At 55.1% G+C, this 23,857-nt stretch carries 22 protein-coding genes; 14 read left to right on the forward strand and 8 right to left on the reverse strand.

Annotated elements, in window-relative coordinates; all coding sequences use genetic code 11:
- Positions 1 to 109: 109 nt before the first annotated feature.
- Positions 110 to 904 (reverse strand): CPBP family glutamic-type intramembrane protease, encoded by a 795-nt coding sequence (locus tag J2X61_RS18680; protein WP_310189701.1) that lies wholly within the window; start codon positions 902 to 904, stop codon positions 110 to 112.
- Between the two features lie 230 nt (positions 905 to 1,134).
- On the opposite strand from J2X61_RS18680, the gene iolD reads away from it, so the two are divergent.
- The 10 genes from iolD (at position 1,135) to J2X61_RS18730 (ending at position 11,651) form a co-directional block, all read left to right on the forward strand.
- Complete coding sequence (gene iolD, locus J2X61_RS18685; protein ID WP_274469655.1) at positions 1,135 to 3,000, forward strand: 3D-(3,5/4)-trihydroxycyclohexane-1,2-dione acylhydrolase (decyclizing); 1,866 nt, start codon at positions 1,135 to 1,137, stop codon at positions 2,998 to 3,000.
- Between the two features lie 18 nt (positions 3,001 to 3,018).
- Positions 3,019 to 3,927, forward strand: coding sequence for a myo-inosose-2 dehydratase (gene iolE / locus J2X61_RS18690; protein ID WP_274469653.1), 909 nt, complete (start codon positions 3,019 to 3,021; stop codon positions 3,925 to 3,927).
- A gap of 7 nt (positions 3,928 to 3,934) precedes the next feature.
- A complete protein-coding gene (iolC, locus tag J2X61_RS18695; protein ID WP_274469652.1) occupies positions 3,935 to 4,945 on the forward strand; it encodes a 5-dehydro-2-deoxygluconokinase in 1,011 nt (336 codons plus the stop codon).
- Positions 4,946 to 4,987: 42 nt separating this feature from the next.
- Positions 4,988 to 6,433, forward strand: coding sequence for a CoA-acylating methylmalonate-semialdehyde dehydrogenase (locus tag J2X61_RS18700; RefSeq protein WP_310189706.1), 1,446 nt, complete (start codon positions 4,988 to 4,990; stop codon positions 6,431 to 6,433).
- A 50-nt stretch (positions 6,434 to 6,483) separates the two neighbouring features.
- Positions 6,484 to 7,362, forward strand: coding sequence for a class II fructose-1,6-bisphosphate aldolase (gene fba / locus J2X61_RS18705; protein WP_274469649.1), 879 nt, complete (start codon positions 6,484 to 6,486; stop codon positions 7,360 to 7,362).
- Positions 7,359 to 8,402, forward strand: coding sequence for an inositol 2-dehydrogenase (iolG, locus tag J2X61_RS18710; protein WP_310189708.1), 1,044 nt, complete (start codon positions 7,359 to 7,361; stop codon positions 8,400 to 8,402). Before fba ends, iolG begins: the two co-directional genes overlap by 4 nt.
- Before the next feature lie 17 nt (positions 8,403 to 8,419).
- Complete coding sequence (iolB, locus tag J2X61_RS18715; protein ID WP_274469646.1) at positions 8,420 to 9,232, forward strand: 5-deoxy-glucuronate isomerase; 813 nt, start codon at positions 8,420 to 8,422, stop codon at positions 9,230 to 9,232.
- Positions 9,233 to 9,326: 94 nt separating this feature from the next.
- Complete coding sequence (locus J2X61_RS18720; RefSeq protein WP_274469645.1) at positions 9,327 to 10,337, forward strand: LacI family DNA-binding transcriptional regulator; 1,011 nt, start codon at positions 9,327 to 9,329, stop codon at positions 10,335 to 10,337.
- Positions 10,338 to 10,484: 147 nt separating this feature from the next.
- Entirely contained in the window at positions 10,485 to 11,456 is a 972-nt protein-coding gene (locus tag J2X61_RS18725; protein WP_379239926.1) for a formylglycine-generating enzyme family protein, read from the forward strand.
- Positions 11,457 to 11,480: 24 nt separating this feature from the next.
- Positions 11,481 to 11,651, forward strand: a complete 171-nt coding sequence (locus J2X61_RS18730) for a hypothetical protein (protein ID WP_274469644.1) — start codon at positions 11,481 to 11,483, stop codon at positions 11,649 to 11,651.
- Positions 11,652 to 12,072: 421 nt separating this feature from the next.
- Here the strand turns inward: J2X61_RS18730 and J2X61_RS18735 are convergent, their stop codons facing one another.
- The 5 genes from J2X61_RS18735 to J2X61_RS18755 form a co-directional block, all read right to left on the reverse strand.
- A complete protein-coding gene (locus J2X61_RS18735) occupies positions 12,073 to 12,891 on the reverse strand; it encodes a helix-turn-helix domain-containing protein (RefSeq protein WP_310189712.1) in 819 nt (272 codons plus the stop codon).
- 45 nt (positions 12,892 to 12,936) lie between these two features.
- Positions 12,937 to 13,812, reverse strand: a complete 876-nt coding sequence (locus J2X61_RS18740; protein WP_274469642.1) for an AraC family transcriptional regulator — start codon at positions 13,810 to 13,812, stop codon at positions 12,937 to 12,939.
- A 121-nt stretch (positions 13,813 to 13,933) separates the two neighbouring features.
- Positions 13,934 to 14,692 carry a hypothetical protein gene (locus tag J2X61_RS18745; protein ID WP_310189717.1) on the reverse strand — a complete coding sequence of 253 codons (759 nt, stop codon included), beginning with the start codon at positions 14,690 to 14,692 and terminating at the stop codon, positions 13,934 to 13,936.
- Between the two features lie 20 nt (positions 14,693 to 14,712).
- Complete coding sequence (locus J2X61_RS18750) at positions 14,713 to 14,922, reverse strand: hypothetical protein (RefSeq protein ID WP_274469640.1); 210 nt, start codon at positions 14,920 to 14,922, stop codon at positions 14,713 to 14,715.
- A 1,904-nt stretch (positions 14,923 to 16,826) separates the two neighbouring features.
- Positions 16,827 to 17,345: a hypothetical protein gene (locus tag J2X61_RS18755; RefSeq protein WP_310189721.1), complete on the reverse strand. Its 519-nt coding sequence runs from the start codon at positions 17,343 to 17,345 to the stop codon at positions 16,827 to 16,829.
- 181 nt (positions 17,346 to 17,526) lie between these two features.
- On the opposite strand from J2X61_RS18755, the gene J2X61_RS18760 reads away from it, so the two are divergent.
- The 3 genes from J2X61_RS18760 (at position 17,527) to trhA (ending at position 20,011) form a co-directional block, all read left to right on the forward strand.
- Positions 17,527 to 18,630 (forward strand): glycosyltransferase family 2 protein, encoded by a 1,104-nt coding sequence (locus tag J2X61_RS18760; protein ID WP_310189724.1) that lies wholly within the window; start codon positions 17,527 to 17,529, stop codon positions 18,628 to 18,630.
- Positions 18,627 to 19,256, forward strand: a complete 630-nt coding sequence (locus J2X61_RS18765) for a glycerol-3-phosphate acyltransferase (RefSeq protein ID WP_310189726.1) — start codon at positions 18,627 to 18,629, stop codon at positions 19,254 to 19,256. The genes J2X61_RS18760 and J2X61_RS18765 overlap by 4 nt, the downstream gene beginning before the upstream one ends.
- A gap of 110 nt (positions 19,257 to 19,366) precedes the next feature.
- Positions 19,367 to 20,011, forward strand: a complete 645-nt coding sequence (gene trhA, locus J2X61_RS18770; RefSeq protein WP_274469635.1) for a PAQR family membrane homeostasis protein TrhA — start codon at positions 19,367 to 19,369, stop codon at positions 20,009 to 20,011.
- On the opposite strand, the gene J2X61_RS18775 is transcribed toward trhA, so the two are convergent.
- Together J2X61_RS18775 and J2X61_RS18780 are read right to left on the reverse strand one after the other, a co-directional pair.
- The gene (locus J2X61_RS18775; protein WP_310189728.1) at positions 20,006 to 21,166 is read right to left on the reverse strand and encodes a UxaA family hydrolase; all 1,161 of its coding nucleotides are present in this window, start codon (positions 21,164 to 21,166) and stop codon (positions 20,006 to 20,008) included. The genes trhA and J2X61_RS18775 overlap by 6 nt on opposite strands.
- Positions 21,163 to 21,492: a UxaA family hydrolase gene (locus J2X61_RS18780; protein ID WP_310189730.1), complete on the reverse strand. Its 330-nt coding sequence runs from the start codon at positions 21,490 to 21,492 to the stop codon at positions 21,163 to 21,165. The genes J2X61_RS18775 and J2X61_RS18780 overlap by 4 nt, the downstream gene beginning before the upstream one ends.
- Before the next feature lie 310 nt (positions 21,493 to 21,802).
- Here J2X61_RS18780 and J2X61_RS18785 point away from each other — a divergent pair, with 310 nt between their 5' ends.
- Positions 21,803 to 23,212 (forward strand): HEAT repeat domain-containing protein, encoded by a 1,410-nt coding sequence (locus tag J2X61_RS18785; protein WP_310189733.1) that lies wholly within the window; start codon positions 21,803 to 21,805, stop codon positions 23,210 to 23,212.
- Positions 23,213 to 23,857 lie beyond the last annotated feature (645 nt).

Below are 23,857 nucleotides of genomic sequence, written 5' to 3' on the forward strand. Positions count from 1 at the left end.
CGGTTCGGCCGGTGAATGTCTTTTTTTGCCGTTTCCGCCGGGGGCAATCCGGGGTTGATTACGCCGATGACCCCGAGCTGCCTGCACGGCAGGGGAAAACTCGCCTGTGTCAGCCGGCTGAGGAGCTAGCAGACCGCCGCATGCGGATGACATACAGCCAGCAGCCGGTCAAGGCGGCGAACACGATGGCGAGCAGGCCGTCAGGACTTGGCATCAGGATATATTCATATTCCTTGGATATGACGAAGTATTTGCGCAGAATGAGCGTGTCGATAACGGCATTACCGGCCGCATGCATGACGACCGCCGGCCATACGCTGCCTGTCAGGAGCCGGATCTCCCCATAGACGACGGAGAGTGCGGCGATACCGAGCAGGAAACGCGGATAGAACCAATCGGCTGTCGGATCTACGAACAGATACAGGTAGGGCAAATGCCAGGCCGCCCAGATCAGGCCGACGTACGCGTGGGCCAGCCATGTAGGCCAACCTCGCCCGTATACCTTAGGGGCCAAATAACCGCGCCAGGCGAATTCTTCGAATAGGTTTTTGAGCAAGCTGGGCAGCAAAGCCGTGCCGATCGCAGCCAGAACCGGTGCTGAGAACGTGACGGTACCGAGTCCATTGGCTTGAACGATCCACATCATGAGCAGTGCGCAGCAGGGGGAGAACAGGAGGCTGATCGCGTAAAAGAGCGCTTGTTCGCGGACCTGCGGCCGAATCCCCAGGTCCCTCCAGCCATCGCCCCCGAACGCCCGCAGCACAACCATGCACAACAGCGGGCAGACGATCCATAGGAGCTGCCCCAGACTGCCGCCGGCATCCATGCCGGCCTTCAAGTCTATCAGCCGTCCTATCCATCCGCAGCCCAGTGCGATGAGGGAGAAGATTCGTATATTTCTCATGTATTCTGCACCTCGTTTCAGCGTATTCCCTCGCGTAATCAACATATTTGCCAGTTACCGGAAATAGACTTTATGTGTAAGAACATATACGCAGGAAAAAAATAGTTGTCGCATTCGAAGAGCTGTAGTAATATCAAATTAAGCGCTTAACCTAGAAGGGGATCAAGCGCTTAGACTATGAGAGATTAAGCGCTTAATCCCTCGGGAGAAAAAAGGAGATCGTGATACCCATGAGCACAATCCGATTGACGATGGCCCAAGCTCTGCTGCGATTTTTGGACAGCCAGTATATTTCGGTTGACGGCGTTGAGCAGAAGTTTGTTGAAGGCGTTTTCGGCATTTTCGGCCACGGTAACGTAACGGGAATTGGCGAAGCGCTGGAGCGCAGCGCCGGCAGCCTTGCCTATGTGCAGGGCAAGAACGAACAAGGCATGGTGCATGCTGCAATCGCTTTCGCAAAGCAGCGGAACCGGCACCAAATCTATGCGTGCACGAGCTCGATCGGCCCAGGCGCGCTCAATATGGTTACAGCCGCGGCAACGGCGACGGTGAACCGGATTCCCGTGCTGCTGCTGCCGGGGGATAATTTCGCTTCGAGGCAGCCGGACCCCGTGCTCCAGCAGCTGGAGTCCGTTCAGGATTACACGATTTCCGCGACGGATGCTTTCAAATCGGTGAGCAAATATTGGGACCGGATCGTAAGGCCGGAACAGCTGATGACCGCTGCCGTACAGGCAATCCGGGTCCTGACCGATCCGGCCGATACCGGAGCGGTGACCCTTGCCCTGCCGCAGGACGTGCAGGCAGAGGCGTATGATTATCCTTTAACTTTCTTCGATAAGAAAGTCCATTATATCGACCGCCGGCCGGCCGCCGAATCTGCGGTAGCGCGTGCGGCACAGCTGATCCAAGGCAAGCGCCGGCCGCTCCTCATCGCAGGCGGCGGGGTGCTGTACGCGTCCGCCTCGAGCGAGCTTACCGCCTTCGCGGAAGCGTTCGGCATCCCCGTAGCCGAGACGCAAGCCGGCAAGAGCAGCATGCCTTGGAACCACCCGCTGTACGTCGGCGCGATCGGTGTGACGGGCGCGCTTGCGGCCAACCGGCTGGCTCAGGAAGCGGATGTCATCATCGGCGTGGGCACGCGGTATTCCGATTTCACGACATCGTCGAAGTCGGCCTTTGCCCATCCTGACGTGCAGTTCGTCAACATCAACGTTAGCAGCTTCGACTCAGCGAAGCTTAGCGGCACGGCCATCTCAGCCGATGCACGCGAGGGGCTCGGCGCTTTGCAGCAAGCGCTTGCACAAGCGGCCTACAAGACCGGCTATGGCAGCGGGGAAATTGCCGCGCTCAAGCAGCAATGGGACGCCGAGGTCGACCGCCTGTACGCAGCGGAGCATGAGTCGGGCCTTGCCCAAACGCGGGCGTTGGGCGTGATCAACGCAACGATCGCTCCCACATCGGTCATCGTGTGCGCGGCGGGGAGTCTGCCCGGCGATTTGCACAGGTTGTGGCGCTCGGCGGAACCGAAGACGTACCACATGGAATACGGCTTCTCCTGCATGGGCTACGAAATTGCCGGAGCCTTCGGCGCCGCGCTTGCGGAGGTTAACCGCGAGGTCTATGCGCTCGTAGGCGACGGCAGCTATCTGATGATGCATTCGGAGCTGGTAACCTCCCTGCAAGAAGGGCGTAAAATCACGGTGCTCTTGTTCAATAACCACGGCTTCCAATGCATTCATAATCTGCAGCGAAGCCAGGGCAGCGACGGCTTCGGGAACGAATTCCGCTACCGCTCGCAGGAAACGGGCCGGTTGACGGGTGAATTCATGAGCATCGATTTCGCCGCGCATGCCCGCAGTCTTGGGGCTCAAGCTTACAAAGCGACTACGGCTGAGGAGCTGCAACAAGCGCTTGAACAAGCCAAAGAAGAGAAGATCACAACGCTGGTCGAAATCGCGGTCGTTCCGGGCACGAATACGGACGGTTACGAATCCTGGTGGAATGTAGGCGTGCCGGAGGTATCCGTCTCCAGTAAAGTTGTGAAGGCTCACGAGAACATGAAGGCCCGCGAACGGGCAGTCACGATCATCTGAATGAGAGGGGAAAGCGACATGGGCAAGCTGCCTTTTCAATTAGGCATTCATCCGATTAACTGGGTCGGCGAAGATGTGAAGGAGCACGGAGCGGACACCACGTTCGAGCAAATCGTTGACGAGATTCAAGCTCTTGGCTTGACAGGCACGGAGATGGGGCGTAAATACCCGACAGATCCTGCCTTGCTCAAGGAAGAGCTGGCGAAGCGCGGCATCCAGCTCGTTTCGCAATGGAAATCGGTGCTGTTCTCCGATCCTGCGTACCGCGAAGAGGAGCTGCAGGCCTACCGCAAGCATGTGGAATTTCTGCAGGGGATGGGCAGCAAGGTGATCTCCACCTGCGAGGTCGGGGGATCGCTGCACTTTGACCCCAGACGTACGCCGCATGAGAAGGAAGTGCTGCGTTTCGACGATGCGGCTTGGTCCTCGCTGGCTGAGGGCTTGAATGCAGCAGGAGCGATTGCGCAGGAATACGGACTCAAGTTGACCTATCATCATCACGGCGGCACGGCGGTGGAGCGGCCGGAAGAGATTGACCGTTTGATGGAGCTGACCGATCCCCGTCTTGTGTACTTATTGTTCGACACCGGGCACGCGTATTACGGCGGCGCAGACCCGCTTGCAGTATTGCGCAAGCATTACGACCGGATTGCGTATATTCATTTGAAAGATATTCGTCAGGAGGTGCTGGATCAGGCACGCGCGGCGAACGCGGATTTCGTAACGTGCATCCGTCAAGGCGTGTTCACGGTTCCGGGCGACGGATGTCTGGATTTTGCCCCGATTTTCCGGGAGCTGCTTGACCGTAAGTATAGCGGCTGGGCGATGCTGGAAGGGGAGCAGGATCCCGCTGCGCATCCCGCTTATGACTATGCGAAGAAGTCGCTTGATTTTATCCACACTATCATATCCCAAGAAAGCAGGTAGAGAATCCATGACTTATGTAACCTTTCCTACGAATAAGACGCTCGACTTTGCAGCCATCGGACGCTTGTGCATCGATTTGAATGCGAACGAGATTCATCGGCCGATGGAGGAAACGATGACGTTCACGAAATACGTCGGGGGCTCGCCTGCGAACATTACGATCGGCATGGCACGCTTGGGACTGGATACGGCTTTCATCGGCAAAATCGCCAACGATCAGATGGGCCGCTTCATTGCGGACTATTTGCAGCGTAACGGGATCGATACGGCGAATGTGGTGACGGATACGACCGGCGCCGTGACAGGGCTTGCTTTCACCGAGATCAAAAGTCCGACGGATTGCAGCATTCTCATGTACCGTGACAACGCGGCTGACTTGAAGCTTACACCTGGCGAGGTGCAGGAAGAGTTGATCGCGAAGGCGAAGGTGCTCCTGATTTCCGGGACGGCGCTGGCCAAAAGTCCATCGCGTGAAGCGGTTTTCCAAGCATTGAGCTATGCCAAAAAGCATGGCGCTGTGATCGTTTTCGACCTTGACTACCGTCCGTACACATGGACATCGCCGGAGGAAACGGCGGTTTATTATAACCTGGCAGCGGAAAAATGCGACATCATCCTCGGCACGCGCGAAGAGTTCGATATGATGGAGCGCTTCGAGAATAATGACGCTCACGACGACAAGGTGACAGCTGCCAAATGGTTCGATTACGCTGCCAAAATCGTCATTATCAAGCATGGGAAGGAAGGCTCCATCGCCTATACCCAGGACGGTCAAGGCCACCGGGCCAAAAGCTTCCCGGCCAAAGTCGTCAAGACGTTCGGCGCAGGGGACTCCTATGCTGCCGGCTTCCTCTATGGCGTCATGCAGGGCTGGACGCTGGAGAAGAGCATGGAATTCGGCAGCGCTGCCGCCTGCATCGTCATATCCAGTCACAGCTGCTCCGATGCGATGCCTACGGCCGAGCAGGTGCATGATTATATCGAACGCTGCAACCGCAATGAAATTACGGCTTCCTAACATAGATTGCATATCCGGCCATAAATGAAAGGGGATTTTACGATGACAGCAGTATTGCAAAACTTGATCGGCGGGAAATGGGTGACATCGGCCTCGACACAATCCGAAGCTGTTTATAATCCGGCAACAGAAGAAATTATCGCGCAGGTACCGATCTCCACCAAAGAGGACGTAGACCAGGCTGTGCGAGCGGCCGCGCAAGCATTTCCGGCTTGGAGCGCTACTCCGGTTCCGCGCAGAGCGCGCATTTTGTTCAAGTACCAGCAGCTGCTCGTGGATCACTGGGAAGAGCTGGCCCGCCTCGTGACCCAAGAGAACGGCAAAAGCTACACGGAAGCCTATGGCGAAGTGCTTCGCGGCATTGAGTGCGTCGAGTTCGCAGCAGGCGCGCCGACGCTCATGATGGGCAAGCAGCTGCCGGATATCGCAACGGGTCTGGAATCCGGCATGTACCGCTATCCGGTTGGCGTGGTCGGCGGCATAACGCCGTTCAACTTCCCGATGATGGTGCCATGCTGGATGTTCCCGCTGGCGATTGCTTGCGGCAACACGTTCGTCCTGAAGCCGTCCGAGCGTACGCCGCTGCTGGCGAACCGGTTGGCTGAGCTGTTCATCGAAGCAGGCTTGCCGGCCGGGGTGTTGAATGTTGTTCATGGCGCACATGATGTGGTGAACGGCATTCTGGAGCACAAGGTTATCAAAGCGGTATCGTTCGTCGGCTCGCAGCCTGTCGCCGAGTACGTTTACACTACGGCATCCGCTCACGGCAAAAGGGTGCAGGCGCTGGCCGGCGCCAAAAATCACTCGATCGTCATGCCGGACGCCAATCTGGAGCTGACGGTGAAAGAAATTATCAATGCTTCCTTCGGCTCTGCCGGCGAACGCTGTATGGCGTGCTCGGTAGTCGTCGCCGTCGGCGGTGTCGGCGATGCGCTCGTTCAGAAGCTGGTTGAAGCGGCGGACAAAATTACGATCGGCAACGGCAACGAGGAAGGTGTTTTCCTTGGTCCGGTAATCCGGGGCTCGCACAAGGACCGAACGCTGCAGTACATTCAGTCCGGCGAGCAGGAAGGGGCCTTGCTCCTGCGTGACGGTCGCCAAGATGCGGCAGCCGGCGGTGAAGGATATTTCGTTGGGCCGACTATTTTCGATCAGGTGCAGTGCGGGATGAAAATTTGGAAGGATGAAATTTTCGCTCCGGTGCTTTCCATCGTAAGAGTTGAAACGCTGGAAGACGCGATTGCTTTGGCGAACGCCTCGGATTTTGCCAATGGCGCTTGTATTTTCACGGACAGCGGAAGCGCCGTAAGGCAGTTCCGGGATACAATCGATGCGGGCATGCTGGGCGTTAACCTCGGCGTACCGGCACCGATGGCGTTCTTCCCATTCTCCGGCTGGAAGAAATCATTCTATGGCGACCTTCATGCGAACGGCATGGATGGCGTTGAATTTTATACACGCAAGAAAATGGTAACAGCCCGTTGGTAACGCCATAGCTCAAATCATAAGTCGCACAGATACGCACAAGGGGTGGAAGCATGACGCTGGTTTCGATGAAAGATATGCTGCAAGCGGCGCTCAAGGAGAAGTATGCTGTCGGGCAGTTTAATTTGAATAACTTGGAATTTACGCAGGCGATTCTGCAAGCGGCGCAGGAAGAGGAGGCGCCTGTCATTCTCGGTGTCAGCGAGCCGTACATTCCATATATGGGCGGCCTTCCCTGCATCGCCGGGATGGTGAAGAGTCTCATCGAGCATTACGGCATTACGGTCCCGGTTGCCCTGCATCTGGATCACGGCTCGACGTACGAGGTCTGCGTGAGAGCGATTCACGCCGGATTCACCTCGGTTATGATCGATGCGTCGCATCATTCGCTTGAGGCGAATATCGAGCTCACACAGCGGGTGACGCAAGTCGCGCATGTCCTTGGCGCGACCGTGGAAGCGGAGCTTGGGCGAATTACGGGGCGCGAAGACGACTTGGTCGTGGACGAAGCCGAGGGGATGTATGCGGTCCCGGAGGAGTGCGTGAAGCTGGTGTATCAGACCGGGATCGACTGCCTGGCCCCCGCTCTCGGTTCCGTTCACGGACCTTACCGCGGCCAGCCTAAGCTGGGCTTTGAGCGGATGGCGGAGATTCAGCGATTGACCGGTCTGCCCCTCGTGCTGCATGGCGGCAGCGGACTGCCGGAGGAAGAAATCCGCCAAGCGATTGCTTTAGGCACTTGCAAAATCAATGTCAATACAGATAACCAAGCGGCTTGCACGGCGGCGATTCGGAACTATTTGAACGAGCACCCGGAAGCGTATGATCCTCGCAATTACTTGATACCGGCGCGGGAAGCGATTAAGGCTGCAGTGAAGGCGAAGATCCAGTTGTTCGGGAGCGCAGGGAAAGCGGGAGGATTCGGACTATGAACAAAATTAGAGTAGGCATTATCGGTGCCGGACGCATCGGAAAAATTCATACCGACAATTTATTAAGGCTGCCCCAAGTCGAAGTTGTCGCGGTCAGCGATTTATTCGCCGGAGCGGAGCTGGCGGCGTGGGCGGCTGAAAGAGGGATCGGACAGGTCGTGCAGGACAGCGATGTGCTGCTCGCGAATCCCGACATCGATGCTGTTTTCATTTGCTCGTCGACGGATACGCATGTGCCGCTGATCAAGAAGGCGGCTCAAGCGGGCAAGCATATTTTCTGCGAGAAGCCGGTATCCATGGACATTGCACAAACCGAGGAGGCGCTTGAAGCTGTGCGCCAAGCAGGCGTACAGCTGCAGATCGGGTTCAACCGCAGGTTCGATCATAACTTCATCAGGGTTCGCGAGCATGTGCATGGCGGTACGATCGGCCAGCCGCACATCGTGAAAATCACTTCACGCGACCCGAATCCTCCCCATGCGGATTATATCAAAGTATCCGGCGGCATTTTCATGGATATGATGATCCACGACTTTGATATGGCCCGTTATGTCACCGGCTCCGAGGTAGAGGAAGTGTACGCGCAAGGCAACGTGCTGATCGACCCGGTCTTCGCCGAGCATGGCGATGTCGATACGGCGATTGTGACGCTTCGCTTCGCGAACGGTGCGCTCGGCGTCATCGACAACAGCCGCCAAGCGGTATACGGCTATGATCAACGAGTCGAAGTATTCGGTTCCAAGGGCAGCGTCGCTGTGACGAACGATCATCCGAATACGGCGGAAATTGCCACGGCCGAAGGAATTATGCGGGATAAGCCGCTGCATTTCTTCCTGGAGCGCTATAATGCCGCTTACACGCTGGAGACGCAAATGTTCATCGAGAGCTTGACCGGCGGGCGTCCGCTTGCGGTAGAAGGGTTTGACGGCTTGCAGGCGGAGCGCATCGCGCTTGCTGCGAAGCTGTCGAGCCAGCTGAAGCGCCCTGTGAAAATCAACGAAATTAATGAACTGCGGACGCAGCAGCCTGTCGTTCAATAAGGAGGCGTGAAGGAAGTATGCCGGATTTAATTGTAAAAGCCAAAGAAGCGGATGGCGAAGGCGTCGTCCTGAGCGTCACGCCGGCGTCCGCCGGCTGGGAATACGTAGGTTTTGAGGTCGTGAAGGTGGCAGCGGGAGCATCTCTGCGGCGTGAAACGGGAAGCCAGGAAGTGTGCCTTGTCCTGCTTAGCGGGAAAGCGGATGTTTCGACGAAGCTGGCAGCGTGGCGGGGAATCGGGCAGCGGATGAGCGTTTTCGAGAAAATTCCGCCTTATTCCGTGTATGTGCCGAATGAGGATCGCTACGAGGTCACTGCGCTGACGGATGTGGAGCTGGCGGTATGTGCCGCTCCCGGCTTCGGGCGTTATCCGGCAAGACTCATCGAGCCGTCGCAGGTCGGCATTGAGACTCGCGGATACGGCCATATCGAGCGCCAAATCCATAACATTCTCCCGGAACAGGAGTCTGCGGACAGCCTTCTAGTCGTGGAAGTTTTCACGCCGGACGGCCACTGGTCCAGCTATCCGCCGCATAAGCATGACCGCGACTCCCTGCCTGACGAATCGCTGCTGGAAGAAACCTATTACTTCCATGTTCAGCCCGAGCAGGGCTTCGCGATTCAACGGGTGTACACGGACGATCGCTCGCTGGACGAGACGCTGATCGTTCGTGACGGGCAAACGGTGCTTGTGCCTAAGGGCTACCATCCCGTCTGCGCGCCGCCGGGCTATGAAGTATATTATTTGAATGTGATGGCAGGCCCTGTCCGCACATGGAAGTTTCACAACGATCCCGATCATGCCTGGTTAATGGCGAAGCCTCGCGAATAGCGGTGTGGGAAGCGAATGGTTATTGCCTGCGGGTTGCAACTTAGGTGCCTTCTGAGCATAATAGAACATAATGTGAAAGTGATGGGAGAAGCAAATGAAGGCAACCATTTATGATGTGGCCCGTGAAGCGGGCGTATCCATAGCAGCCGTTTCGCAAGTGATTAACGGAAAAGGGAAGATCAGCGAAGAGCGGCGCAACGAAATTTTCTCCGTGATGGAGCGCTTGAATTACCGTCCCAGCGTGATCGCAGCGGCTCTGACCGGCAAAAGGACCTATACGCTCGGACTGCTTGTGCCCGATATCTCGAATCCGTTCTTTGCCGAAATCGCGCATGCGGTGGAGGATCAGGGGCATAAGCTCGGCTACAGTATCGTGATTTGTTCCACACATAACGAAGATGAGCGTATCGAGCGGTATTTGACGCTGCTGCAGCAGAAAAGCGTGGACGGCATGATTATCGGTACCGGGATGGACAATCTGGAGCTGCTCGCTCCTCTGGTCGATAAATCGGTGCCGATCGTGTCGATTGCCCGGGAGATGCCGAGCGCCTATGTGCAGACGGTGCACGTCGGCGACTTCGACGGCGGCAAGCTGGCCGGGCAGCATTTGCTGGCGCTTGGCCATACCCGGATCGCCGTGCTGGCCGAGCACTTGAAGGTCAGCTCCTCCCGGGAGCGGATTCGCGGATTCCGCGACGCGCTGGCCGGAGCCGGCTGCGAGCTGCCGGACGCCTGGGTGAAGCCCGGCGGCTTCGATCTGCTGCAGGGCGGCAAGCGGCAGACGCTGGAGCTGCTGCGGCAGGCCGAGTGTCCCACAGCGCTGTTCTGCTGCAACGACCTGCTGGCGATAGGCGCCCTGCAAGCCGCCAAGGAGCTCGGCGTGCGCGTGCCGGAGGAGTTGTCTATCGTCGGCTTCGACGATACGATCTTGGCCTCCGTCACGGACCCGCCGCTCACGACGGTCGCTCAGCCGATCGAGGCGATGGGTAAGCTGGCTGTCGATCTGTTAATCGGGCAGCTGACGAATCCGTCGGAAGCGAAGCCGGCGCATGTGCTTGAGCCGAAGCTAGTCGTGCGCAAATCAACCGCCTCAATAGGAGATTGATAGAGAAAGGTCAGCCCGGTACTTGCGGGCTGACCTTTCTTGTTTGTGCGGAAGGTGATATGCTTAGCTGTATAAGAGGAGCATTATTTATGTCGAGTATTTCATAGGGTGCCATCATCATTTTGTTATGAAGAGAGGTTGTTTGCTTTGGAAGCTAACAAATCATGTTGTTCTGCCGGCCGGGAGACCGCAGCGCAGGTACATGCAGAACCTGCTTATCGCGAGAAGGAGAATGGCGGGATCGTCAGGCAGCCGCTGGACAAGTCCAAGATGATCTATATAAGCGGCGGTGCCTATCTGATGGGAACGGACGATCAGGAAGGGTTTCCCGCTGACGGTGAGGGACCGGTGCGCGAGGTCACGATTAAGCCTTTTTATATAGATCCGTGCACGGTAACGAACCGGGAGTTCAAGCAATTCGTCGATGAAACAGGTTACCGGACGGAAGCGGAATCCTTCGGTTGGTCCTTCGTGTTCCACCTTTTCGTATCCGAAGCGACAGCTCAGAAGGTGAAGTCGGCGGTGCAGCAAACACCTTGGTGGTGGGTCGTCGAAGGTGCCTATTGGGCGCATCCGGAAGGTCCGGATTCGCACGTCGAGGACAGATGGGACCATCCTGTGGTCCACGTGTCTTACCGGGATGCGCTGGCGTACTGCGAGTGGTCCGGGAAAAGGCTGCCTACCGAAGCGGAGTGGGAATTTGCCGCGCGCGGCGGTCTGGTGCAGAAGCGCTATCCTTGGGGGGACGAGCTGAAGCCGGGCGGCAAGCATATGTGTAACATTTGGCAGGGGAAATTTCCAATCAAAAACAACGCCAGCGACGGCTATGCGGGCACTGCGCCGGTTAACGCCTTTGAGCCGAACGGGTATGGCTTGTATAACGTAGCGGGGAACGTGTGGGAATGGTGTTCGGACTGGTTCAGCCCGGATTATCATATCAAAGGAAAGCGCGTGAACCCGCAGGGGCCGCCTTCCGGACAAGCCCGCGTGATGCGCGGAGGTTCCTATCTGTGCCACAAATCGTACTGCAACCGGTACCGTGTTGCGGCGCGAAGCAAAAATACGCCGGACAGTTCAACCGGCAATATTGGTTTCCGCTGTGCGGCGGATGCCGAGTAACGCTCGACAGGAGGTCAGTCTGCCATGATCAGATGCGGGAATTGCTCCAGGATGACGGAGCTTCAGATGCATCGGTGCACGCATTGCGGGAAGGTGCTGAATTATACCGTTGCGGAGAAGTTCGATATGCTTGCCGAATCCGTCGAGCAGGCGCTGAAGAAAGAGCTGGAAGCCAGGAGAAAGCTGAAAAGGTAGCGTTTTACGCGTGAGAAGGTCGCTGTTAAGGTCGCTGTTGCAGCGGCCTTTTTGCTTTGGCTTTTTACTTTGCGCTTTGTGTGGACACGTTGCCGTCGTCGGTTTGCTCTAACGGACTGAGCGGGCGTTATTTGCCGGAATTCCGGTTACCTGTGGAGCTAACGGACTGAGGTGCCGTTATTTGGCCTGAAATGTCGGAAATCGGCTGAAAATGGGCAAATAGTGTCACTCCAGTCCGGTAGAATGGAGAACGGAAGTATGTTGGTGAAATAGCGTCTCCTGTGTCCGTTAGAGGAGATGACGGAGGGAACTGGCTGATTGGCGGACGGGACGCAGAGTGTGATTCCACTGAGTTGGAGGTGCGAGTGAAAGTAGAATAACGGGTTAACCCACCGCCGAAAGAATATCGGATCGGCAATCTTCATGAATAAATCAAATTCGCACAAAACTGGGATAAACTTTGTCCGGTCTTTTTCTTGAACATGCGCCCGAATGTATGGACGTCAGCGTATCCGACGCGACCTGCAATTTCGCTGACGGACAGGCTTGTTTGAATGGCCAGCTCCTTCGCCTTGTTGACGCGAATCCACGTCAAATACTGCATCGGCGGCATCCCGACATGCTTGCGGAAGAGTGCGAGAATATAATTTTTGCTGAGTCCGGAGACGTTCTCCAGCTCATTTATTTGGATATTCCGGTTGTAGTGGTCGTTCAAATAATTTTTGATCAGCACGAGCTTCGGCATCTGCGCCGCATCGGATTTCGCCGGAAGCCCGGGCGCCTCCATGTCTTGTGCCGCTTCCGCCAAGATGCGCATCAGCAGGCTTTGGCAGTGCAGCTGATGCGCGAGCCCGGGCAGCCGGTAGTGGGAAACGAGCTGCGAGAGCATCGTTTCGACGGGATGGTCGGCGAAGTTGCCGAGCAGATGCCGGCGTTTGAACAGCTCGTCGTAAGGAAATGCAGCGGAGCCGAAATGGAAGACGAGCGAGATGCACACATAAGGGCTGTCATCCACCGTTAGGATGGAGTGGCGCTCGTGCGGGCGGTGAAAGAGCAGGTCGCCGCGCCGTGTCTCGTAAGCGTTCTCACCGATCGGGTAGCGGGCGAAGCCGTCCACAACATACTGCAGGACGAACTCCGTCATCTCCCGGTTATGAATCGCCCAACCCTTGGGCGCATGGAACATATGGGCCAGCGTAATATACGGGGGAAAATAGTAATGAGATAGCTCATGCTCCATCGTAGGCTGCACCTTCTTTAACGAAATGAGCTTGGGCGCTGCGGTTCAGCGCTGCTTCCGCCATTGCAGGCGAAACTGATGCGGCGTGCTGCCCATGCGGCTTTTGAACGTTTTGCAGAAATGAGAGCTGTTCGTGATGCCGATGTTTTCGGCGATTTGGGCGATCGACTGCTCGGTTGATGTGAGCAGCATGACCGCTTGCTGCATTCTGCGCGCCGTCACATAATCGGATATGGAGCTCCCCGTGCACTCTTTGAACAGATGTGACAGGTGGTAAGGGGAGAGATGCAGCTCGCCGGCCATGTGCTCCAGCCGAAGCGGCTCCGTGTAATGACTTTCCAGCCAGGTGAGTATTCGCTCCGCTTGATGCTTGTGGCGCGCCGTGCCGGAAGCGAACTGCACTTCGCTCCGCTCCCACAGCTGCCGGAACGCCCGGAAGAACGTAACGAGGAACAAGGAGAATTCTTCCAAATAATCCTGCTTCGGCAATGCCGGCAGCTTCTCCGCCAGACTGGGAAACAAAGAAATGAGCGGCTCCGGGTCAGCGATGTCATAGATGCAGGGGGCCGGCAGCTTGCTTGTATACATTTGCTTGAAAAACGTCAATAAACCGGGCCATTTCTCGAAATACGATTCATACAGGAAAGGCTCGAAGTGCACGATGGAACGTGTAAACGGCGTATCCGGACTCATTTGGATATGGTGCAGTTGATACGGTTGGAAGATGCAGAGCGTGCCGGCTGCGACCTTGTAGCTTTGCTGATCGACGATCAGCGTGCCTTCTCCTTCGTGGATATAAAGAATTTCGACCCCTTGATGCGCGTGGAAGGTGCCGTGATATTGTTCATGGCCGAGCGTTCGACGCCGGTAAGCGAAGTACAGCGGAATCTCGCTGAAGCTGAAATTGTTGATATTCGTCATTGAGGCACATCCCTCTGCTGCCGCGGCAGCGTGAAAAGAGCTTAATCCAGGCACGTGGATGCTGCAGGATTAAGCTTATGATTGTTCGTGTTGCATGGCCAAGCGGAGGCGTGGCTTCGTGTTAATCAGCGTCAACCTTTTGCAGCTTGGCAGGATTGTTAATCTTGTAAGGCACAGGATGCTTGCTGAGCTTCTTGGCTACGATTTTGCACTCGAAGGAGATCGTGTCGCCGACGGCCAGCTCCAGCTTCTTCAGCGTGTTGCTGTGGCTGGACCAAGCCGTCCCGATGTCGAGCGGGGAAGGCTCGAGAATGGACACCGCTTCATAGATGATGACTTCGTCGTCATTATCGGAGAAATTGTTCGGAACCGTCGTGAACTCTTGAACGGTCGCGATCATTTTGACTTTCTCTTCAGGCAGCTCCAGCTTCGGGGCTTTTTCTTTTTTCGCTTTCTCTTTGGGCTGTTTGGCAGCCTTCGGCGTTTTCGGTGCAGCCTCTTCCGCTGCTTCTTCTCCGATTGCTGCCGCTTCGGCGCTTGCCTGGGCCTCTTCTTCTTGCTGCGTCTCGGCCTCTGTTCCAGCCGGATCTTCAGCGCCAGCCGCCAGCCGCTGGCTATAACCTGCAGCCTGCATTTCCTTGAGATAAGAAGGGTGGATGCAGTGCAGCTGCTTGTTGTCAAACTCGATGACAGCCGTCATCTTGTCCACGTAGCCGACGATGCTGCAGGTCATGTTCGCGCCGCCGCCTTTGTAATAAAAGACCTTGGTTTTGACCGCTTTCTCGGACAGCAAGCCCCATTCCTTGCATTGCTCCAAAAGCTCGTCTTCGTCATCGAAGGTCGTATAAGTTTCGGGATGTATCATAAACGCTTGAACCATGTTCGGTGCCGCCTTTCGTTCTATGTATCTTGCTCGGTATCGTCGTTATCCGTTTCTTCGACTAGCCGGAAGTCGTCGGTTTTCTCGCCGTCTTCCCAAATCTCCACGAACAGGGCGTCGCAGTTCTCGAAGTCGTCAGGCTTAAGCGACAGCGCTTTCTCCTCGTCTGTGCCTACGTACACATTCTCCATAGCTTCGCCGTCGAAAGCGAGGATGACGTATATTTTCATGTCGGAATGCCTCCAATGAGTTGATATGGATTATTATAGCACAATTGGTGGAGGGATCGCATGAGGTGAACATGATGTGTTCGGTTGGGGACACAGGGGGGAAGGTGACACGGTGGCCCCGCGTCTGGCTAACGGAAACAGTGGGTGAGGAAATACGGTGGCATCGCTTCCGGCTAACGGACACAGCGGGGGAAGGTAACCGATTGACGGCAAGCAGGTTGGCTGATGTGCCCAACGCGCCGTCGATAGGCAGGCCTGCTCTCTCAAGCAAGGGAAATACGATGCGTTATTGGATAGGAATCAGCCTATTTTCGAGGTTGGGCGGAAATAGAGTATCTTATTTGTGCCTGAAACCTATCATTCAGGCCTAAATCAGCGAAATAGAGGATCGTATTTCCTCACAGCTGCGCCATTTCCTCGATTAGGCGAGAATAAGGCATTGTATTTCCGCTGGCGGATCAACTGCCGCTCTGACAGCATCACCGGCACACATTAGCTACTTAACGCACACTTTGTTAGGATGGACATTGACGGCAAGCAGATTGGGCTGATGTGCCCAACGAGCCGTCGATAGGCAGGCTCCTCTCTTAAGCAAGGGAAATACGATGCGTTATTGGATAGGAATCGGCCTATTTTCGGGGTTGGGCGGAAATAGAGTATCTTATTTGTGCCTGAAATCTATCATTCAGGCCTAAATCAGCGAAATAGAGGATCGTATTTCCTCACAGCTGCGCCATTTCCTCGATTAGGCGGGAATAAGGCATTGTATTTCCGCTGGCCGCTGGCAGATCAACTGCTCGCGCTGACAGCATCACCGACACATTAGCTACTTAACACCACACTCCGGATGGACATTGACGGCAAGCAGATTGACTGATGTGATTAACGAGCCGTTGATAGGCAGGCTCCTCTCTTAAGCAAGGGAAATACGATGCGTTATTGGATCGGAATCGGCCTATTTTCGGGGCTGGGCGGAAATATAGTATCTTATTTGCGCCTGAAACCCATCATTCAGGCCTGAATCAGCGAAATAGAGGATCGTATTTCCTCACAGCTGCGCCATTTCCTCGATAAGGCGAGAATAAGGCATTGTATTTCCGCTGACGGATTAACTGCCGCTCTGACAGCATAAGCAACACATTAGCTACTCCACGCCACGCCGAACATATTAGCTACTCAACGCCACGCTATGCCCAACAAATTAGCTACTCAACGCCACGCCACGCCCAACACATCAGCTACTCAACGCCACGCCACGCCCAACACATCAGCTACTCAACGCCACGCCACGCCCAACACATTAGCTACTCAACATCGCGCCACGCCCAACACATCAGCAACCCCACGTCAGCGCCATGCCCGACACATCAGCTACTCAGCACCACGTCACCACCAACACATCAGCTACTCCACGCCACGCCACCACCAACACATCAGCTACTCCACGCCACGCCATCGCCAACACATCAGCTACTCCACGCCGGCGCCACGCTCAACACATTGCTACTCAACGCCACACCAAGCCCACACATCAGCTACTCAACATCGCGCCACGCTCACACATCAGCTGCTCCACGCCACGTCCAACACATTAGCTACCCAACGCCACGTCATCGCCAACAAATTAGCTACTCCACACCGCGCCGCGCCCACACATCAGCTACTCAGCACCACGTCACCACCAACACATCAGCTGCTCCACGCCACGCCATCGCCAACACATCAGCTACTCAACATCGCGCCACGCCGAACACATCAGCAACCCCACGTCAGCGCCATGCCCGACAAATCAGCTACTCAGCACCACGTCACCGCCAACCTTACACGGACCAAGCAAAAAAAGGGCCGTCCCAGGTTACAAAACCTGCACGGACGCCCCTGTTTGAGAACAGTTATAAAAACCTCTAGGTTAAAAAAACATGAGGTGCGGATCGTATCCAATCCGCCAACCGTCGGATCGTTCCGTCGCTAACCTGCTGCAGACGCTTATAGGCGGACTCGATGAACCTGCACAGCTCCTTATCGGATCGCAGATCCTCCCGCGATACCGCAGCAAATTCAGAAAGCTCGTACGGATGCTCGCGAGTTCGCAGATAATCTTCCACTTCCTGCAGCAGCGTAATGAACTCAGAATCCCCAAGCTCGCGCATCTTCGCCTTGAGTGCAGCCCATCGTTCCCCTTGGGCCATGAAGTATGCACTCCACCAATACAGCTCCTCGGCAGACTTCATCGCATGGAGGTAATACGTCTGGAACATAAACAACGCTTGCTGGCCAGAGCTCATTTGCCGATATAAACCGGCCACATCGCCATCGCCGCTGCTTAATTGTTTGTACAACCGGATAAGCGGGGCAAAGCAAGCCGAAACCAACTTTTCGTCATTCCAACTTTCCCAATCTTGCATCGCATTCGTTTCCAACAAATTCCCATCACTCCTCTGCCCGATTGTAGATAACTAGCTTCGCTCCGTCAATGGTTACAGCATGCTCCCGTTCACACCCCTTGGCGTAAAATTCCCTCGCTCCTCATATATATCGATTACAAGCTGGATATGCACACCAGATAAGAGCGGTGATAGAAAACGAGTGAGAGGGGGCTAAAAAGTGGCAAACGCGACGATTGCGGCAATTTGCGTCATCGGTTGTCTCTGCGGGTTTCTGCTGTTTCGCAAAAATGTGCTTCGGCCGGCCTATGTGCCAGGCATGCATCAAGTGAAGCTGTCCGTCATTATTCCGGCGAGAAATGAATCGTACAACCTGCCGCATCTGCTGCATGCGCTGAAGGTGCAAACACTGGAGCCTTACGAGATCATTGTTGTGGACGACTTCTCGGAGGACGACACCCGGGAAATAGCGGAGAGCTATGGTGTGACCGTCATCCGGAACAGCCAGCTGCCGGAAGGGTGGACAGGTAAAAACTGGGCTGTTTGGAACGGTTATCTGCATGCCGGCGGGGATGTATTCGTATTCCTGGACGCCGATATCCGGTTGGTGCCAAGAGCGCTGGAATCGCTCGTCATGGCGCGGCATCAGGCCGGCGGCGCGGTTTCGGTAGTGCCTTTTCACTATACGGTGAAATTTGTGGAGCGGCTGGCGCTTATCTTCAATTTCCTCGGCGTGTTTGCGTTCACGTCTCCATTCGAGAGGAATAATCCCCGGAAAGGGCTATACGGTTCCTGCATCATTACGACAAGGGAGGACTACGAGAAAATCGGCGGCCACGAGGGCATCAAATCGGAAATGCTGGACGATCTCAATCTGGGTGCTGCCTTCCGGAAGGCGGGTATCGCGGTAACCAATTTCATCGGCTATGGTTTGGTCTCTTTCCGCATGTATCCCCAAGGGCTGGAGAGCCAAGTGCAGGGATTCGGCAAAGGCGCGGTGCTTGGCACATCCAAGCTAACCGGACGGACGATCGCGCTGATCGCTGTTTGGGTGGTCGGCCTGATTGTCTCGGAATCGTTCTTTTTATTTCTGGGCACCTCGTGGTGGCTGCCGTTATTCATGGGCTATCTGATCTACACGCTGCAGATGTTTTATTTGGTCAGGTATATCGGTGTTTTTGGATGGATCATGCTGGTGCTGCATATATGTTCAACGTTATTTCTCATTGCGGTCATGGCGTATTCCGCATATCAAGTCGTCTTCCGGGGACACGTGGCGTGGAAAGGCAGACAGGTCCGCGTAGGAAGCAGGCGGGAGCCATGATCCTCGTATGGACCTTTTGCGCATTCGTATCGGGTTCGCTCATGTTCTCGTACTGGCTCGGCAGCCTTGCCCGGCACAACCTGACAAACGTCGGAGACGGCAATCCGGGAGCATTGAATTTATGGAAAGCGGCGGGGTACCGAATCGGGCTGGCAGGCATAGCGCTGGATTTCCTCAAAGGATATACCATCCTTGTCTGGCTGCTCGGGATCCATCTCGAGCAGTCCCGGGTGCAAGGATTGGCGATCGTACCTGTTGCGCTTGCACCTATTGTCGGGCACGCTTTTTCGCCGTTTCTGAAAGGAAAAGGAGGTAAGGCGATCGCCGTAACTTTCGGCGTCTGGAGCGCGCTCACGAAGTTCGAAGCTTCGCTTGTCTTGGCAGTCATACTGGCGGCCAGCATGGCCGTTACCAAGACAGTGAAGAGAGGCAGCCCGGTTTCCTCCACGGCGGACGGTCTGCAGGTCGTACTCGGCGTCCTGTTGTTGGGCCCGTATCTATTCGTGAGAGATTTTGCCGGGCCGCTGTTATGGATTTGGCTGGGGAATGTGGCGTTGATCGTGTATAAGCATCGAAAGGAGCTGGCGTATTATTTGAACAAAAAGGGCTCCAAACAAGGGGAATAGAGTCCGGCGCAGCGCATGGAATGACAAAGGGGTCACACCGTTTCGGTTACATACTAGTTCCTCTCATGGGAGAAACTAGGGCGTAATTGGGAAAGGAGTGACCCCTTTGTATGGATCATAGCCTGCATTTAAAAGAAGAACGCCTAAATGCATTAAGTCACGGAATCGGGGCGGCGCTAAGCGCATTCGGGCTTGTGCTGCTGCTGCAGCGGGCCGCGGTTTTCGAGGATTTTGCCTACACCGTCAGCTGCACCATATATGGCTTGTCCTTCTGCCTCGTCTTTCTGTCTTCAACGCTTCTGCATTGTTCCCGGACGCCCAAGTGGGGCCAGCGCTTCGAGAGGTTGGATCATGCCGCGATTTTCATAGCCATCGCCGGTTCGTATACGCCGTTTCTGATGATTACGCTGCAGGGTAAGCTGGGCTATACGCTTTTGCTGCTCATATGGGCTTTAGCTCTGTGCGCCGTACGCTATATTCGCTTCATCATTCGGCGGTTCATCCCCTGGGGGCTGCTCACATACCTGCTGATGGCCGGATTCATGGGAGCGTTCATCGTTCCGCTGGAGGCGCTGCTGCCCAATGTGGCGATGGTTTGGGTTTTAGCAGGCGTGATGATGTACATCATCGGACTATTGTTCTTCCTCTGGCGCAGATTGCGCTTTCATCATGCCATTTGGCATCTTTTCGTGCTTGCCGGGAGCGGCTGCCATTTTATCGCCGTGTATTCCTTTGTGATGCCGGCATTGTTATAAGCTCGGCCCGATCCGGTTAATGCTGAATTCCTGATGGCCCAGAATTTCGGCTTTTGTCAGCTTACCTTCGGCCACCTCGCAAATTTCGCGCCATATACGTTCGCCGGCTTGGTCCAAATGAAGAGTGCCCGCCAGCATATCGCTCACATCCACATCCATGTTGTCTTCCATGGAGGAATAAGTGAATTGGTTCGCCGTGATCTTAATGACCGGGACGACAGCGGCCCCCGTAGGCGTTCCTCGCCCTGTCGTAAAACAGACGATATGTGCGCCGCCGGCAGCCATCCCGGATACGCATTCGATATCATTCCCTGGCGAATCCATGAAAAACAGTCCGTGCCCGGGGATTTGCTCCGCATAACCGATCACATCTTCGATAGGATGCGTGCCGCATTTGGAAATGCAGCCGAGCGATTTCTCCTCAATCGTCGACAGCCCGCCGGCGATGTTCCCGGGGCTCGGATTGCCGCCGCGCATATCGGCACCCATGCGTTCGATCTCCTCCTCGAACCGGCGGATGGCGCCGTACAGCTTGTCGCTCGTCGCCTGCGACGAACACCGCCCGGCGAGGATGTGCTCGGCGCCGATGATTTCGGTCGTTTCCCCGATGACGATGCTGCCCCCGGCATCCATCATATGGTCCGCAGCAATACCCAAAGCGGGATTGGAGGCTAAGCCTGAAGTGGCGTCCGAACCGCCGCACTTGACGCCGACTTTCAGCTTGCTCAGCGGAACCGGAACTTTGGGCTGCTGCGCAAGCAGGGCGGTCATCCGTTTGGCCACATCCGCGCCATGCTGAATGGCTTTCACCGAGCCGCCGACGGATTGGATGTCGAACACCTCGACCGGCTTGCCTGTTGCGACAATCGCCTCGGCCAGAGCCGCGGGATCGATCACCTCGCAGCCCAGACTGACGATGATCGCTGCGCCGACATTTGGATTTTTCCCTGTTCCTGCAAGCACGTCGAACGTTCTGCTCTTGTCGTCCCCGATCTGGCTGCAGCCGTGTTGATGGGGGATAACGACTGCGCCCGGGGTCATTTGGGCGATCCGATTGCAGACATGATTGGCGCAAATGACAGTCGGAATGATAATCAAATGATTGCGAATGCCGATATCCCCGTTCTCTCTTTCATATCCCATGATCGTCGTCATGCCCCACACTCCTTCTTGCCGGCCATATCGCCGCGGCCCCGCGTTCCTTCAATGTTATGGATGTGGACATGCTCGCCCGCTTCAATGTCCCGGATCGCCCGGCCGATAATTTCGCCGTATTTGTAGACCATGGCACCTTGGCGGATGAAGCGGGTCGCGACCTTATGCCCGAATGGGACGATATCGCGTACGGGGAGTTTTTGCAAACTATCCTCTTTCATAAAATGAATCGATTCACCGCTCTTCACATCGCGGAGAACGGTTGCGACATCGTCCTTCACGTTCATGACAAGACTGTCGGTGCCTTGTTTAAAGTGTTGCGCCATCATGTGGGCCTCCTTCATTCATGCATATTCCTATTTAGTTTAAGGAGCGCAGGGAGGGGAGGAGAAGAACTTTTCTCATGCAAGTTAGCACAAGATTAAGATGATAACGTGAAACAAATTTATACAGCAAAATAATACTTAGCGGCAGCTTAATAGGTTACTTTTATAAACCATCTATTTATAGGTTGGCATGATTCTATCTTAGTTTTGTGCTAGCTCTGATTAAGAATGTGTATTAAGTATCGGCAGCGTCGCTCTTATAATAAGGGTAAAGCTATCACATTCCCTACACGCCAAGGAGGCAGGAGCTATGCAAGAAAATCAACCGCTTTTGTTGACAGACGAGCAAATGAGAGAATTTATTACGAATGGTGTGCTAATTCTGAAAACCGATTTTTCCCGCGCTTTCCATGCGAATCTCCTCGATCAGTTAAATACCGTTTATGCCGAGGAGGGGAATCCCGGCAACAACTTGCTGCCGCGAATTCGTGAGCTGCAGAAAGTATTCGATCATCCGGTCGTCACCGGCGCTTTAACGAGCGTTCTGGGGCCGAACTATATGATGCATGCGCACAGACATGGACACTTTAACGCGCTGCCTACAGCAGGCGGATGGCACAAAGACAGCTATTGGGGCTATGACCGCGTGCGCAATCACCACCCGAACTGGGCGATGATTATGTATTTCCCGCAGGACACGCCGGCGGAATTGGGTCCTACAGGCATTATGCCAGGCACGCAAAATCATCAGAAACGCGCCTTCGAATCCAATGAGCACCCGGGCGAAGTGCTGGCAAGCGGTGAAGCGGGAACGTTCGCGCTCATTCATTATGATATTTGGCATCGTTCCACACCGAATATTTTGGGACAGCCCCGTTATATGCTGAAGTTCGAATTCATGCGCACAGAGCTGCCGAAAGCGCCAAGCTGGAACAATCAGGAGCGCGCGTGGAAGAGACCGGCTAACTTACTGGCTCCGATGGGAGATCACGATCTGATGTGGGAAGAAACGTGGAACTGGCTTTCCGGGGAGCTGTGCAGTTTGGCAGGAACCGGTTCATCGGATCCGCAGGAAATCCAACAGTTGGCAGAAGCTCTTCACGCTTCGGAAACGAACGCAATCAATGCAGCTTACGATTTGGCTCGCAGAGGGCAAGCCGGTATCGATGTGCTGCTGGAGGGATTAGCCAGCGAAGACGATCATGTTTCGCGCATTTCCGCCTACGGATTGTCGGTTGCAGGAAGCGAGGCGGTTGACGGTCTTACCGCAGCACTTCGGCATGCCAATGTGAATACGGTTACACATGCCGTGTTTGCGTTGGGCGAGCTGAGCAAGCTGGCGTCGGGAGCCGTTCCCGCTTTGACGCAGCTGCTGGACCATCCGGAGGATAAAGTCCGCAGCGCTGTCGTGGACGCGCTAGGCTTCATGGACTCACCGGTGGACCTCATTGTCGCAGGCTTGGAGCGCGGCCTCAAAGACGCCAACGCGCAAGTGCGCTTTATGTCCAGCTTATCGCTGTCCCGCCTAGGCGCATCCGCGGAGCCAGCCGTGCCGCAATTGATCGCCGCGTTGGATGACGAGAACAGGTACGTCCGTGCGCACGCTGCTGAGTCGCTGAATTATATCGGCACGGAGCGGGCGAAGAACTCGCTCATCAAATTCCTGCTGAACAACCGCTGGTGCTCTACGACGACCAAAGCGAGCACGTTTTATCCGTAAGTACGAGTTGAAAGGACCTTCCTTAGGGGAAGGTCCTTTTTCTTATGTTGGGCGTGCACCATAGCAGCACACTTCTGGATATGCCTCTCGAAGGCGTATTCCTCAGCCTACACACGCAAGTAGCAATACACTCCGATTGCATAACCGATGGTCAATGCACTATCACTTTAGTCGTGAATGTGTATGATTTTTGTAATAGAAATAGCAGAATTCGCGGTAAATACTAAATTGCAACCTATTTTTCATATACAATTAGCTCGATTTACCTTTGCTACGATAATTGTATATGATTTTTCATATACAATTTGGTGGTCGGTACGGTCGGGGAGAAAATCCAGTTGTTACCTCCCCGGAGGCGTCATTGAACAGAAATAGGGGGAGGAATTCCAGTTGTGCATAAAATACCTGGAAAAACTCCTGCTATTTCAACAGTTCAATGGGGTCGCGGGATGAATAACAGGAATTCCTCCAGCTAAATTAGCGCCTGATGATCAGCACGCGGCACTTTCCACGAAATTAACGGGAGAATATCCAGTTGTTACCTCCCCGAAGGCGTCATTGAGCAAAAATAGTGGGAGAAATTCCAGTTACGTCTACTTCTAACATGAGCCGCATACTACGCAAAAGTAGCCTGCCTCATCCGAA

The sequence above is a fragment of the Bacillus sp. 3255 genome, assembly GCF_031456485.1.
In the GTDB taxonomy this organism is placed as follows: domain Bacteria; phylum Bacillota; class Bacilli; order Paenibacillales; family NBRC-103111; genus Paenibacillus_E.

What these genes read in the sequence shown, in the direction of transcription:
- J2X61_RS18680 (WP_310189701.1), bottom strand. Translation starts at nt 904, where the DNA reads ATGAGAAATATACGAATCTTCTCCCTCATCGCACTGGGCTGCGGATGG.
- iolD (WP_274469655.1), top strand. Translation starts at nt 1,135, where the DNA reads ATGAGCACAATCCGATTGACGATGGCCCAAGCTCTGCTGCGATTTTTG.
- iolE (WP_274469653.1), top strand. Translation starts at nt 3,019, where the DNA reads ATGGGCAAGCTGCCTTTTCAATTAGGCATTCATCCGATTAACTGGGTC.
- iolC (WP_274469652.1), top strand. Translation starts at nt 3,935, where the DNA reads ATGACTTATGTAACCTTTCCTACGAATAAGACGCTCGACTTTGCAGCC.
- J2X61_RS18700 (WP_310189706.1), top strand. Translation starts at nt 4,988, where the DNA reads ATGACAGCAGTATTGCAAAACTTGATCGGCGGGAAATGGGTGACATCG.
- fba (WP_274469649.1), top strand. Translation starts at nt 6,484, where the DNA reads ATGACGCTGGTTTCGATGAAAGATATGCTGCAAGCGGCGCTCAAGGAG.
- iolG (WP_310189708.1), top strand. Translation starts at nt 7,359, where the DNA reads ATGAACAAAATTAGAGTAGGCATTATCGGTGCCGGACGCATCGGAAAA.
- iolB (WP_274469646.1), top strand. Translation starts at nt 8,420, where the DNA reads ATGCCGGATTTAATTGTAAAAGCCAAAGAAGCGGATGGCGAAGGCGTC.
- J2X61_RS18720 (WP_274469645.1), top strand. Translation starts at nt 9,327, where the DNA reads ATGAAGGCAACCATTTATGATGTGGCCCGTGAAGCGGGCGTATCCATA.
- J2X61_RS18730 (WP_274469644.1), top strand. Translation starts at nt 11,481, where the DNA reads ATGATCAGATGCGGGAATTGCTCCAGGATGACGGAGCTTCAGATGCAT.
- J2X61_RS18735 (WP_310189712.1), bottom strand. Translation starts at nt 12,891, where the DNA reads ATGGAGCATGAGCTATCTCATTACTATTTTCCCCCGTATATTACGCTG.
- J2X61_RS18740 (WP_274469642.1), bottom strand. Translation starts at nt 13,812, where the DNA reads ATGACGAATATCAACAATTTCAGCTTCAGCGAGATTCCGCTGTACTTC.
- J2X61_RS18745 (WP_310189717.1), bottom strand. Translation starts at nt 14,692, where the DNA reads ATGGTTCAAGCGTTTATGATACATCCCGAAACTTATACGACCTTCGAT.
- J2X61_RS18750 (WP_274469640.1), bottom strand. Translation starts at nt 14,922, where the DNA reads ATGAAAATATACGTCATCCTCGCTTTCGACGGCGAAGCTATGGAGAAT.
- J2X61_RS18765 (WP_310189726.1), top strand. Translation starts at nt 18,627, where the DNA reads ATGATCCTCGTATGGACCTTTTGCGCATTCGTATCGGGTTCGCTCATG.
- trhA (WP_274469635.1), top strand. Translation starts at nt 19,367, where the DNA reads ATGGATCATAGCCTGCATTTAAAAGAAGAACGCCTAAATGCATTAAGT.
- J2X61_RS18775 (WP_310189728.1), bottom strand. Translation starts at nt 21,166, where the DNA reads ATGACGACGATCATGGGATATGAAAGAGAGAACGGGGATATCGGCATT.
- J2X61_RS18780 (WP_310189730.1), bottom strand. Translation starts at nt 21,492, where the DNA reads ATGGCGCAACACTTTAAACAAGGCACCGACAGTCTTGTCATGAACGTG.
- J2X61_RS18785 (WP_310189733.1), top strand. Translation starts at nt 21,803, where the DNA reads ATGCAAGAAAATCAACCGCTTTTGTTGACAGACGAGCAAATGAGAGAA.